We start from the raw sequence: 12290 nt of genomic DNA, 5'->3' as shown, positions 1-12290 counted from the left end.
CTGAATAGATTATTAATTACGTTTTTAGTGAAGAGGTGATGTTTATCAAAATGATAACCTTAAGAAAAAATTAAGAATTATCGTACCATAATCTTAAAGTCTACTTGCTATGCTAGATATATCTAGTAAGGGAGTGAGACAGTTGAAAAAATTCTTCTTATTATGCTGCCTTTCAACATTTGGGTATTTGATCTTTACTAACTATACCAATGAAGACAGACAAATCTTTACAATTGAAGAAGAACAGATTTATGAAGGGAATCTTATATTAATTAATAACGAGGTAAAACTTCAACAAGAACCAACCGAAATCGAAGCGGTACCTAATGACTTTGCAAATAACGTAGAAATACAATCAGAAATGACTGTACATAAGGATTTACTGACCCCTATGCAGGAAATGTTCGAGGCAGCTGAAAAAGATGAAATTATGCATTTCAAGCTTAATAGTGGTTTCCGTACTGGTATCGTCCAACAACAACTTTATGAAGAATTAGGTTCACAGTATGCCCTGCCAAATGGCTATAGTGAGCATCAGTCAGGCTTGTCCATTGATATTGGTTCAACCGAAGGAATGATGGAATATACACTGGAAGCCGACTGGTTAGCACAACATGCACCAGAATTTGGCTTTATTTTACGTTATCCGGAGAACAAAGTGGACGTAACTGGAATCGCTTTTGAACCTTGGCATTTCCGCTACGTTGGAAAACCCCATAGTCTTATTATGACCAATGAAGATTTAGTGTTAGAAGAATACCTCGCATTTTTAAAAGAAAAAAGCGAATATGACACAACCATTGAAGGTAAGCAATATCAAATAAGATATGTAAAACAGGAACTATTAAAAAGTATGGAGTCATCCAAAAGCAATAAATTTGAAATTTCAGGGGATAATTTGGGCGGGATCATTATAACTGAAGTAATGAATTGAACTTATACTCCAACGCTAGAGTACATAGAATGACAAAAATATATTCTAATCCTATATCTTTTTTTACTTTTAAAAACAGTCAAGCATGTAGTTGAACCCAAAGTCTATTGTTTCCTTTGCAACAAATTGCTAATTTTTTTATTCGTTTCTTCATCAAAAGTATAAATCGTATGGGTATCATCAGCTTTCATTAAAGATCCGTTTTCCCTGTTCTCTCCTAACCATAAATAATAAGTTTGTTTTTTATCTTTTTTAAACATAATATCTATATAATGATCTGGATTAGACATATTAACAATTCCAGCTTGTTGTACTGAACTTGAAATCATATCTTTAAACTCTTTTATACTGGCTTCATCTTTAAAAATAATAGTGTCTTCCAAAGTTGAGCTTGATAGGATAACTTCCATTACCTCACCTTCTACTTGTTCATTTGACGATTGCTGAGGGTTATCGTGATTTGTTTCTTTGCTTTCAATTGATTGACATCCTATTAGTAAAATAGATAAACATGTTAACAGGATAATGAAATGTATTTTTTTCAAAATGTCACTTCCTTTGGATTTTAACTATTTTATAATTAGACGGCCCTTCCCTTGCTTTGTTTCAAATTTAAAAATTATTCCATTTAAAAAATACCCCGTGCATATTAGTTGGCGACTAATGTGCATGGGGTATTCGAATCACGAAATATATTATGTCGAGTTAGACTGTTTCCTCTAAAATTTTCCTCAAGTCAGACCATTGTTTCAGCCTTGGCATATCCATTAACTGATTATACGATTGATCCTTTATGAATACTTTTGTTTTTACGTTTTGGAGCGTTTCTAAAACAGCTGGCTTATCATCGAAATAATAATCTAACTCTAATGCCTTGATTGTTGCTATTTTTTCTTCATCCTGCATCCCGCAGTAGAAGTTTTCATCTGTTATTGGAAAGCCTTGTGCTTTCATCCAATCTCGTGTTTGAGCGCAATATTTTTTAGGACGAGAGGTAATGTAGTAAATCTCATGTCCATCATTTTCTAGAGCATTTAAAGTTTCCAAGGCTCCCTCAAAGGATGGGCATTCGGTAAAATATATTTCCTCCATACAATCTTTCCACATGGTGTTTCCAGCTTCTTTTTCCAAACCAAAAGCTTCATGAATCTCTACCGTTTTTAAAGCATGAAATACGTCAAGATTCACATTTTGGTTAAGTTTCTTATTGTACAAGTGAAAAGCATGTTCTCTCAAATTAATTAATGTATCGTCAATATCAAAGCCGAATTTCATTTTTTATTCTCCTACTCTTATACCATTGTTACTTTTTATTTATTTTTCTTAATACTGGATCAAAAGTTATGTAGCTCATTTATTTTTAGGGTAGGCAATTATACGAAGATCCTCTCCAAACTTTTGGAACTCGTCAAAATACAATTGCTTGGCAGCATCCATTGACTCTGGATTTTCCCCAGTAAAAGGGGTAATGGATTCTTTGCCTCCCAATACTTTTGGAGCTATATAAATATAGTATTTATCTATTAAACCAGCATTCAAAAAGGCCGAATTTATCGCCCCTCCACCTTCCACTAGTATGTCGGTTAACCCTTGCTGATATAATTCACTAAGTACCTCTTCTAAATCCAATCCACTATTTCTCTTGGAAACAAATAATACTTTTGCTCCCTTTGATTCATACTCCTTAACACGGTTTGAATCTACTTCTTTACTTGTTACTATAATCGTTTTGGCTTCCTCTGTTTGAAGGACCTGTGCATCTAAAGGAGTCCGTAGGCTGCTATCTAAGATAATTCTTGTAGGATTTTTTCCATCAAGCTCAGTAAGTCTTGTAGTTAAGGCTGGATTATCTGCTATTACTGTACCTACCCCTACTAAAATACCGTCTACTTCATTTCTTAGCGTATGCACATCTTTACGTGATACTTCTCCAGTAATCCATTTAGAATGTCCATTGTAGGTTGCGAGTTTACCATCTAGCGTCATGGCAAATTTTGAAATGACAAATGGACGCTTGGTAAGCATATTGTGTATAAAACGCTCGTTTAACTTTTGCGCTTCTTTTTCTAATATCCCGACATCAACCTGAATGCCCGCGTCACGGAGCAGCTGAATGCCTCTCCCAGCAACCTCAGGATTAGGGTCCCTAGTCGCTACAACGACTCTGCTTACCTTTGATTCCTTTACTAAATTTGCACAAGGTGGTGTTTTACCGTAATGTGAGCAAGGTTCTAAGGTTACATAAAGAGTGGAACCCTCCGCATGCTGTTGCGCCATTTTAAATGCATGCACTTCTGCGTGTGGCTCGCCTGCCTTGCGATGTAGTCCCGTACCAACAATTACTCCATTTTTCACAATTACTGCACCCACTACTGGGTTAGGATTCGTGTTGCCTTTCGCACTAGCCGCCAAGTCTAATGCAAGCCTCATATATTCCTCGTCGGTTTTCATTGTGTACACCTCACACTTTTAAACTTGGACTCTCTTCTACAATATGTCCAGATTTTTTCACTTTCGTATTCAAATAAAATTCATTTGTTTCAGTCAGTCCACCCCATAAAGGCACGTGATCCTTAGCAAGAAGACCATGGTTCTTTAACGCAGCCAGCTTCCTAGGATTATTAGTTATTAAAGTCACCTGCTTGCTTCTTAATACTTCCAACACGCGAATTGCATCTTCATAGGAGCGACTATCGTCTTCAAAGCCTAGTGCATGATTGGCTTCAACCGTATCATAGCCTTCCTCCTGTAAAAGATAAGCCAGTGATTTAGAAAATAAACCAATTCCTCTGCCTTCATGGTCTGCTAAATAAAAAATGGCTCCACAGCCATGATTTACTACCATTTTCATCGATTCATGAAGCTGGAAACCACAATCACAGCGTTGACTACCAAATATATCTCCTGTATGACAAATACTATGCATACGAATAAGAGCATCTTCCTCATTCGCGAAGTCACCATAAACAAGAACAGAGGATTGTTGGCCAAAAGCTAAATTTGATTGTGGCAATGATGTTAAAATATCCTCTTTTGATAAATTTTTATCAATTTTAACCCAGGTATACCATTGAAAGGTTGTTTGGAAATCGCCTTGCTTAATAGGCAAGTTAACTGGCCCAACTAAACAAAGATCAAGCTCCTCAACCGTTTCTATTATTTTTATTTTATCCTGTAACAATGTCAGCGTTTCTTTATTTATATTCATTTTCATTCACCTATCATTCATATTCATCATTTTTGTCTATTATATTCTAATTATTTTTAAGCACTTACATAACGTAACCTAGTATATAATTGCAACCTTGCCGTGTCAACTTTTCTTCCCTTTTCCATTAGGGAATGGTGCGTACAAACATAAACATCTTACCATAACTTTTAACCTAAGATAACATAATCTTTCTTGATTCGATCTGACCAAAAGGAATAAAAATAATAAGCATCTTTAATCGTTCCAGGATGTTCATAAAAACTAGATTCGTACAAATTAGTTAATAAATCAAAACGTATAAAGAGCAACTTGAGTTCCTGTTAAAACGTCTCTATATACTTGGCTCTGGAGTGGACGACTCTCGATGAAACAGTACTAGCTAGTTCAGACTGTTGTAGTCCTATTATTATGGTATGAGTAAAGGTTAATTTTAAAACAACTAAAAAATGAGCTAGGATATTTTTATCTTTGCTCATTTACTTTGTTATTACTTTTATGTTTTTGTAATAATTTGTTAAATTACCGGTTAGTTAAGTAATATTTCTAAACCAAGTCATCATTCTAATAACTTGAAAAGGTTCAAAACAAGTAACTAAAAATAGTAGAATAATAAAAGTAGCAATTGATATATATTTCACGCTTCCTTTTTCTCTTTTAGAGATCGCAACAAAACTAAACACTGCCCCTATAACTATAAAAATAACTCCAGTAAGTACAATAGGTTCGACGTAACCATCTATTAACCAGTTTAATATAAAGAATAGAATTCCAATAAACATTAGGACTATTGAGCTTATACTGAATCGTTTCATATATAACACCCCTATTAGTTTAACTTCTAAGTATGACTTTAAAATTTCGTAAAAGTTCCCATTCGTGTCCAGCTAACCTTTTGCATTAAGATCAATAAAAAAGGCATTACTCCAACTTAAAGTAATGCTCCCATAAGGTGTACAAAATCATTCACTTAAACCAAGTAAATATTGAATATGCTCCAAAACATTTTTTGATTAATATCATATCCTGTTGCCCGTTTTCCATACCAACTAACTCCCACTTATAATCCGCACTGCTTACTTTAGTTCAATAAGAAAAAGCCTTTACTCATTCTTGTGGCTGGCAGCTGTAGCTTAAAAAGAATTTTTTACTTTATTCTTCATTTTCTTACGATAAAAATAACGCCACAAATAAAAAACAGTCCAAACTATTACTAATACTACCAAAGGAATATACTGATATTTTTGTTCACCATAAAATATAAAGATGCTTCCTATAATAAACGTTGGTACCATCAAATAGAACCAGATTCTTACTTCCTTATTTTTAAAACTTAATTCAAATCGTTCACTCATATACTCCACCCCTTTTAAAACTTTCTTCATCTATCTTTTCCTCTAATACTTTTGAAAAGAATTAAGGTTCCTATTTAAAAAAGATAGATATAAGCAATTAGTACGGAAATCCCTATTAATATCTTAGTAATACACTTAAAGGAATTTTCCTCTCCTTTTATTAAACCTACTCCCCAAATTACAAACCAACCAAATAGTGCTAAAGCAATCCCTAAATCCCGTAAGACTTTCATGTCAGATGCTGCAACAGAGCCTGTAAGATATACGAGGAAACCAATAAAACTGGGAATAATCCCTAAAATAGATAAAGGATTTCTCAACTCTTTTATAACCTTTTTCTGTTTCTCATTCTCCATTTTCCTGAAGGAATACCAAGAACCTAGACTAGGTATTGTCCATATAAGCACTATATATATAACTTGAGTTAAACTCAATCCATCACCTCTCCTGCCACCTGCATCGCCTTACATAAAATGTAATATTATGGAACGTATTTTAAAAAACACCTTTGAAATAACCTACTCCTATACTTTAATACGGTTGAAATAATTAGAAGTTCCAATATTCAAACTTACAATATATATTTCGTAAACATGCATTTGGCATATGTCTTGTACAAAAAATCAAACATAGCCATGTATTATAGACAAATTTAATAAGAAGTATTAACGTATCAATATAGATAAAATGCTTATCTTTGACGCAAAAAAAAGACTATAGACAATTTTAAATGTGTCTGTAGTCTTAATGAGTTTACTTATGTGATTTAAAAAAGGATTTAATTATCATAAAAATGCAACCAAGCCTCATGAATTCCGCCTGCACAATTTTTAGTTGCTCTAAATAATTGGGGGTGATCTTGAATGGCTATTAGCTCTGGTTGTGCATTTGCTACTATAACAGATGGATATCCAAGACTTATCATTTCTTCATCATTCCCTGAATCGCCTGCAATCAGTATAGATGCTTGATCATCTACATATTTTTCAATCACGTATGTCAAAGCAGATCCTTTTCCACTGTTCTCAGGGAGTATATCAATATCCCTACCAGAGCTGAAGATAAATTTGTGTGGTATATTAGCTTCTAGCAATTCTTGCTTAAGCTTGTTAACACTTCCTTCATCTTCTTGTACAGTATAAGAAATCCTAGATTCATCTGGTAGCTTTTGTTGAACAATAGTTGGATAATGAGAAGCTATTTTCTTTATAGCCTCTGGATTCCAATTTTTCTTCATTAAAAGATTCCATTCTTCATCTGGTTTAAGGTCATTGCCTATATATATGCCTGTTCCCACATCCGAGATTAAAATACTCGGCATTGGAATGCTAGCCTCATTAATAAGTTCTAGGGCTGACTGCCGATGCCTACCTGTGACATAAACTAAAGTAACTTTCTTTTCAAGACCCTCATAATAGGTAAGTAAGTCTTTTAACTGTTTTTCATCACCAACAAGCGTTCCATCAAGATCGGTTGCTAGCATTTGCGTAATCATTTGCATATAACAATTCCTCATAAGTATGATCTATTTCTTTTGCAATGGAAGACCAATTAAAGATACGTTTTGCACGTTCTCCAGCTTCTCTGCCTAGTCTTTTTGCTAAAAGATTGTCTTTTAATATAGTTTTCATAGCTGAAGCCAGCTGAGACGAATCCTTGGGCTTTACCTGTAAGCCTGTTTTTCCATGAGACACTACATCTTTGAGTCCGCCGACCCCAGAAGCAATAACAGGTGTCCCACATGCTTGGGCTTCTGCTGCCACCATCCCAAAGGATTCATAGTATGACGGTACGATAACGGAAGTTGCTTTAGAAAAAAGATTACTTAATCCTTGTTGAGATTGAGGTCCTATGAATTCAATGTATTCCTCTATACCTTTAACTTGCTCCCTTAAATGGGGGTTGATAGGTAATCCTGAGTTGATGTCTATTTCTTCCTTATCACCACCAGCTAACACTAATTTAGCATCCAGTTCTGGATTTTCCTTTTTTAATTTCTTAAAGGCATCTAATAGTGTGCCGATTCCTTTTGTCTTCTCCAGACGACCAGCATATACTAGCAACGGTTTAGTTACTGATTTTTTCTTAACTTGTGATTGGAATTCTTTTGCAACTCCAATAGATATTACTTCTATATTGGTAAGTGGACCTGCAAAGTCTTGAATTATTTGCTGTTCAACTTCAGTAGTGGCGATCACCTTATTCGCAGATGTTAAAATTTTCTTTTCTGCGGCTAAACGAATCGGGTCTGCAGTTCCAGTAGCTTGTTTTTTTGCGATACCTAATGAATGAGAAGTGTGAACGAGGGGAATACCAAACTCTTCTTTTAAAGATAGCCCTAGTAACCCGGACATCCAATAATGAGAATGAACAACATCATATTTTGGTATAGATAAATTGTTTTTTATTTCATCATAGAATTGTGGTAACAAATCATATATCTTATCTTTTGCTATATATCCTTTATGACCTGCAGCAAATCTAATGACTCTTGACATATTTCCTAATTTCTCCACCTGAGGAGCACTGGGGTTACTCCAATGAGTAATTACATCTACTGCTATACCTCTTCTTCCAAGGGCAAGGGCAAGTTCTTTTACATAGTTGTTTTGTCCACCAGCCTGTTTACCACCTAAAGTTTCAAGTGGATCCCCATGCTCGGAGATAAATAAAATTCTTTTCCACATAACTAGCATCTCCCCTTTTCTTAAATAGTAACTATAATGTATTTACCCCGTTTTCAGACAATTAAACTCTAAAAATATATTTATATAGAATGTTAATTACAATGGACCCTTTTGCAGTTACGTGGTGGAGAAGAAAATACTATTTTAAAACTGTATGTTTATCACCTAAGAGGTAATTTCATAAATATCATTTTTAATAAAAATGCAAATTAAAAAGCCCAGAGTTTTCTGGACTTTATAAAATCAATTTTTATTAAATGCTCCCATAACCTCAATCGTTTCAGTAATATTTACAAACGCATTACTGTCTACTTCCTTAATCATTTTCTTTACTTCCCCTAGTTCATATCTCGTAATGACGGTAAATAGCACTTTTCTTGGTTGCTTAGTATATGCTCCCTCTCCGTCCAAAACAGTAATCCCTCGGACTAAGCTTTTAAGCATCTTATCTTGAACTTCCTCACCTTTTTCAGTGATGATCATAAGTGTTACTTTTACATGTTTGGTATGAATGACATCTACTACTTTTCCAAATACATATAGAACTAATAATGTATACATTGTTTGCTCCCAGCCTATGAAGTAACCAGAAGCTAATACAATAACACTGTTCATGACCAGCATTAAAGTACCTAAGGAGAAATCCTTCTTTTTGGTAATAACAAGCCCAATAATATCTATTCCACCAGTAGAACCATTGAATTTAATGATCATTCCGGTAGCGGCACCACCTATTACTGCTCCAAAAACAGAGGACAATAAAATATCTTCTGTAATTTGATAAACCGGAATATATTGCATTGCTAAACTCGTAAGGAAAACAGAATACATACTATATGCTACAAATTTTTTCCCAATACTTATAAAGCCAAGAATAAACACGGGGATGTTCAAAAGGAAAATTATCCAACCAATATTCCATCCGGTTAGAATACCTATTATCATCCCAATACCAGAAAACCCACCTAGAATAACTTCATGAGGCACTAAGAATAAGTTCAGTGCAACAGCCATTAATAACGAACCCAAAGTAATAACAATAATATTTTTCATGTCTTGCTCCTTAAATTTAATCGAACTTAACTATACATCATTTTATTAAAAAAACGTATATTTAACAAAAAATAGTTTATTGAGTCAATTTAAAATTTCATGGGTTGTTTCATTAATAACCATCTTTCCATAAAATTATTACTGTATTTGATGGAACTGGATTATCTAGGAACTAATTAGGATATAGATTTATAATAGAGATTCATAGAAATCTTAGCTAAATTGAAACGTTAATCCAAAACAAAAACCTTGATTCACGAGATACATCTTTAAATTCTTTTCTTTGTGTATTACTGTAAAATATCGATCCAAATTTTAATAGCTGTTGCACCAATCATAATAGCTAACAACCATTGTAGAATTTTCACATTCATTTTTTGACCAATTTTTGCTCCTAAAGGTGCTGCGATGATACTTGCGATAATCATAATGAACGCAGGCCAGTACTCAATTTGACCAGTAATAATTTTACCTACACTACCACCAATAGAAGAAATAAAGGTGATTGCTAAACTGGTCGCAATTGTAACACGTGTTGGAATTTTTAAAACGGTAAGCATAATCGGGACGAGTAAAAAGCCACCCGCTGCTCCGACGATCCCAGATCCAACTCCAACAATGAGCGCTAGGCTACTTGCAAGAACTTTATTGAATGAAATTTTAGCGTTTTCCTCTATAGTTTTACGTGGAATAAACATCATAACCGCAGCAATTATAGCGAGTATTCCGTACACAATATTAACAGCGTCCTCCGATAAAAATCCTGAACCGTAACTACCAATAAAGCTTCCAAGTAAAATTGCCCCACCCATATAAATAATCAATTCCTTATGGAGCAGCCCACTTTTTCGGTATGCCCACACACCTGCAATAGAAGCGAAGAATACTTGAATCGCACTAATTCCTGATACTTCATGGGCAGAAAATGCCACCAGTCCAAATAGTGGTGGAACGTATAATAGCAAGGGGTATTTAATGATGGAGCCCCCAACTCCTAACATGCCCGAAACAAATGACCCTATAAATCCAAGGGCAAAAATAACAACTATAAATGTAATGGAAAGATCCATAATGTCTGTCCCTTCTTTCTGTAAAAAAAACGAGTAGAAGAATATTCTACTCGCAATTTATACTGTTAAGCTTTTTGAATATAAAAGAATAACACGCCGTCTTCCTCTTTTTGTTCAACAATTGTATGCCCACCAGCTGCTGCCCACGCTGTAAAGTCATTTAACGCACCTTTATCAGTAACTAATACTTCTAGTATTTCTCCAGAATTAATCGTATCAATTGTTTTTTTCGTACGAACGATTGGCATTGGACATGCTAATCCTTTTGCATCTAATGTTTTAGTAATGTTCATGTTATATTCCTCTTCTCGTATTATTTGTTGTCAGTATAAACTTCTCTCCAAGAGACAAGTGTATGAATAATATTTCCTTTGTTATGAAAATTAACGTACTGCACAACGGTTTGGTCCGATTTCCATTTCCGTTTGTTCTTCATTACTTGGTGTAATTTTGCCCATGTTCACGTGGCGAATTTCTTGATAGGCATTTGGTTGAGGAGGCAAGTTGTCTGTTACCATTGAACGGAATACTTCCTCGTCCTCTACATTTAAGCCATGATTTTCTGCAAATAGATCTCCTAAACGTTTTGCTACAGTACCATTTTCGTTTAGCTCTTCAATAATCATAAAGTGTGCTGGTAATACGATTAGATCTTCAGCTAATGAACGATAGCGAGAGTATAATGTTTCGCGTAAATCTGCTACCCAATCCTCTGCCAGACCGGCTAAATCAGGACGCCCAATCGAATCGATGAATAAAATATCTCCTGTTAATAAGTACTTTTCATCAATCACAAATGAAGTTGAACCAATTGTATGACCTGGTGAGTAAAGCGCACCTACATCAATTTTTGTTGACCCAAGCTGTACAGTTAAACCGTCTGTAAGGGCTGTGTAGTCAAACACAACCTCTTCTGCATCTTTCGGTGGTAAATAATAGGTTGCTCCTGTTTCAGCAGCGATATGACGTCCTCCTGAAATATGGTCGGCGTGTAAGTGAGTATCAAATACATGCTTGATTTCTACACCTTTTTCCTGTGCAAAATTTGTAAATACTTCTGTGAAACGGACTGCATCTATAAGCGCTGCCTCACCTTCAGAAATTGCCATGTAGGATAAGCAGCCTTTTCCTAAACGTACGAATTGGTATAGCTCGCCACCATTTGCAAGATTTCCTACTTTAATTGGCTCTAAATACATAGACCAGGATTTCATCCCACCGGCTAAATAAGCAACTTCACGACCAGCATCCGACAACATTTCAGCAATCATAATAGAAGAGCCTTCCTTAGCACATACTACTAAAACATCTTTGTCGGTAGGAATTTGCTCTAGTATCTCTTCTACACCATCTAAAAGATCAAAATATGGAATATTTAAATACTCAAATTTATGACCTTCAATCTTCCAATCCTCAAATGCATCTGCATTTCGGACGTCTAATATAAATAATTCTTTATTATCAATTACTTTTCGAGCTACATCAGCAGCTGTCCATATATTTACTGTCATAAACAAGTACCCCCATAGGTATATTTTTTATTAAAAATTTTTAGGTCGGAAGGGAACTCCCCTCCCATTACCTAATTAAAATGTTAATGTTGGTGATGCGTCTTTCGCGAATTCTAGGAACGTAACTGCTCCGCCTACATCAATACCGTCTACAAAATCATTTTTTGTTAAGCCCATAACATCCATTGTCATTTGGCAAGCAATAAATTTTACACCTAGCTCCTGAGCCATCTCAACCAATTGCGGAATTGCTGGGACTTGTGCCTGAGCGAAGCCTTCTGCAAAATGCTCTTTGCCTGCTGGCATTTCAAGTGCGTGCATACCTTGCTTATGGATAAGGTTCAAGCCTTCAAAAGTAAAGAAAATTGCTACTTCCTTATCAGAAGCTGCCGCTGCTGTTGCAATGTTAAATACTTTATATGCATCAAATAAACCGCCGTTAGATGCAATTATTGCTACTTTGTTTGACATA

Annotated in this window: 15 protein-coding genes; 1 reads left to right on the top strand and 14 read right to left on the bottom strand. The window is 35.0% G+C overall.

Annotation, left to right across the window (positions count from 1 at the left end):
• Nucleotides 1–142 precede the first annotated feature (142 nt).
• Nucleotides 143–934 (top strand): M15 family metallopeptidase, encoded by a 792-nt coding sequence (locus HF876_RS01300; RefSeq protein WP_169358227.1) that lies wholly within the window; start codon nt 143–145, stop codon nt 932–934.
• Between the two features lie 104 nt (nt 935–1038).
• Here the strand turns inward: HF876_RS01300 and HF876_RS01295 are convergent, their stop codons facing one another.
• From HF876_RS01295 to HF876_RS01230, 14 genes are all read right to left on the bottom strand, one after another.
• Complete coding sequence (locus tag HF876_RS01295) at nt 1039–1479, bottom strand: YhfM domain-containing protein (protein WP_169358226.1); 441 nt, start codon at nt 1477–1479, stop codon at nt 1039–1041.
• 160 nt (nt 1480–1639) lie between these two features.
• Nucleotides 1640–2209, bottom strand: a complete 570-nt coding sequence (locus tag HF876_RS01290) for a 5' nucleotidase, NT5C type (RefSeq protein WP_169358225.1) — start codon at nt 2207–2209, stop codon at nt 1640–1642.
• Between the two features lie 75 nt (nt 2210–2284).
• The gene (gene ribD / locus HF876_RS01285) at nt 2285–3385 is read right to left on the bottom strand and encodes a bifunctional diaminohydroxyphosphoribosylaminopyrimidine deaminase/5-amino-6-(5-phosphoribosylamino)uracil reductase RibD (RefSeq protein ID WP_169358224.1); all 1101 of its coding nucleotides are present in this window, start codon (nt 3383–3385) and stop codon (nt 2285–2287) included.
• Nucleotides 3386–3395: 10 nt separating this feature from the next.
• Complete coding sequence (locus HF876_RS01280; protein WP_169358223.1) at nt 3396–4142, bottom strand: GTP cyclohydrolase II; 747 nt, start codon at nt 4140–4142, stop codon at nt 3396–3398.
• Nucleotides 4143–4675: 533 nt separating this feature from the next.
• Nucleotides 4676–4957 carry a hypothetical protein gene (locus HF876_RS01275; protein WP_169358222.1) on the bottom strand — a complete coding sequence of 94 codons (282 nt, stop codon included), beginning with the start codon at nt 4955–4957 and terminating at the stop codon, nt 4676–4678.
• Between the two features lie 318 nt (nt 4958–5275).
• Nucleotides 5276–5527 carry a hypothetical protein gene (locus tag HF876_RS01270; RefSeq protein ID WP_169358221.1) on the bottom strand — a complete coding sequence of 84 codons (252 nt, stop codon included), beginning with the start codon at nt 5525–5527 and terminating at the stop codon, nt 5276–5278.
• 44 nt (nt 5528–5571) lie between these two features.
• Nucleotides 5572–5931 carry a hypothetical protein gene (locus tag HF876_RS01265; RefSeq protein WP_169358220.1) on the bottom strand — a complete coding sequence of 120 codons (360 nt, stop codon included), beginning with the start codon at nt 5929–5931 and terminating at the stop codon, nt 5572–5574.
• 344 nt (nt 5932–6275) lie between these two features.
• Complete coding sequence (locus HF876_RS01260; RefSeq protein ID WP_240949549.1) at nt 6276–6998, bottom strand: HAD-IIB family hydrolase; 723 nt, start codon at nt 6996–6998, stop codon at nt 6276–6278.
• Nucleotides 6961–8184: a glycosyltransferase gene (locus tag HF876_RS01255; protein ID WP_169358219.1), complete on the bottom strand. Its 1224-nt coding sequence runs from the start codon at nt 8182–8184 to the stop codon at nt 6961–6963. Before HF876_RS01255 ends, HF876_RS01260 begins: the two co-directional genes overlap by 38 nt.
• Nucleotides 8185–8427: 243 nt before the next feature.
• The gene (locus HF876_RS01250; RefSeq protein ID WP_169358218.1) at nt 8428–9237 is read right to left on the bottom strand and encodes a YitT family protein; all 810 of its coding nucleotides are present in this window, start codon (nt 9235–9237) and stop codon (nt 8428–8430) included.
• A 290-nt stretch (nt 9238–9527) separates the two neighbouring features.
• Nucleotides 9528–10307 carry a sulfite exporter TauE/SafE family protein gene (locus tag HF876_RS01245; protein ID WP_169358217.1) on the bottom strand — a complete coding sequence of 260 codons (780 nt, stop codon included), beginning with the start codon at nt 10305–10307 and terminating at the stop codon, nt 9528–9530.
• A 65-nt stretch (nt 10308–10372) separates the two neighbouring features.
• Entirely contained in the window at nt 10373–10600 is a 228-nt protein-coding gene (locus HF876_RS01240) for a sulfurtransferase TusA family protein (protein WP_169358216.1), read from the bottom strand.
• Between the two features lie 90 nt (nt 10601–10690).
• On the bottom strand, nt 10691–11818 hold the full coding sequence (locus HF876_RS01235) for an MBL fold metallo-hydrolase (RefSeq protein ID WP_169358215.1): 1128 nt from the start codon (nt 11816–11818) through the stop codon (nt 10691–10693).
• A gap of 75 nt (nt 11819–11893) precedes the next feature.
• Entirely contained in the window at nt 11894–12289 is a 396-nt protein-coding gene (locus tag HF876_RS01230) for a DsrE/DsrF/DrsH-like family protein (protein WP_169358214.1), read from the bottom strand.
• Nucleotide 12290: the final 1 nt, after the last annotated feature.

The sequence above is a fragment of the Psychrobacillus sp. BL-248-WT-3 genome (assembly GCF_012843435.1).
GTDB lineage: Bacteria > Bacillota > Bacilli > Bacillales_A > Planococcaceae > Psychrobacillus.
The sequence above is the reverse complement of the archived record's forward strand: the minus strand, read 5'-3'. Positions and strand labels throughout refer to the sequence as shown.

Coding starts and splice junctions, on each gene's coding strand:
- HF876_RS01290 (WP_169358225.1), bottom strand. CDS start 2,209: ATGAAATTCGGCTTTGATATTGACGATACATTAATTAATTTGAGAGAA.
- ribD (WP_169358224.1), bottom strand. CDS start 3,385: ATGAAAACCGACGAGGAATATATGAGGCTTGCATTAGACTTGGCGGCT.
- HF876_RS01280 (WP_169358223.1), bottom strand. CDS start 4,142: ATGAATATAAATAAAGAAACGCTGACATTGTTACAGGATAAAATAAAA.
- HF876_RS01275 (WP_169358222.1), bottom strand. CDS start 4,957: ATGAAACGATTCAGTATAAGCTCAATAGTCCTAATGTTTATTGGAATT.
- HF876_RS01270 (WP_169358221.1), bottom strand. CDS start 5,527: ATGAAGAAAGTTTTAAAAGGGGTGGAGTATATGAGTGAACGATTTGAA.
- HF876_RS01260 (WP_240949549.1), bottom strand. CDS start 6,998: ATGCAAATGATTACGCAAATGCTAGCAACCGATCTTGATGGAACGCTT.
- HF876_RS01255 (WP_169358219.1), bottom strand. CDS start 8,184: ATGTGGAAAAGAATTTTATTTATCTCCGAGCATGGGGATCCACTTGAA.
- HF876_RS01250 (WP_169358218.1), bottom strand. CDS start 9,237: ATGAAAAATATTATTGTTATTACTTTGGGTTCGTTATTAATGGCTGTT.
- HF876_RS01245 (WP_169358217.1), bottom strand. CDS start 10,307: ATGGATCTTTCCATTACATTTATAGTTGTTATTTTTGCCCTTGGATTT.
- HF876_RS01240 (WP_169358216.1), bottom strand. CDS start 10,600: ATGAACATTACTAAAACATTAGATGCAAAAGGATTAGCATGTCCAATG.
- HF876_RS01235 (WP_169358215.1), bottom strand. CDS start 11,818: ATGACAGTAAATATATGGACAGCTGCTGATGTAGCTCGAAAAGTAATT.
- HF876_RS01230 (WP_169358214.1), bottom strand. CDS start 12,289: ATGTCAAACAAAGTAGCAATAATTGCATCTAACGGCGGTTTATTTGAT.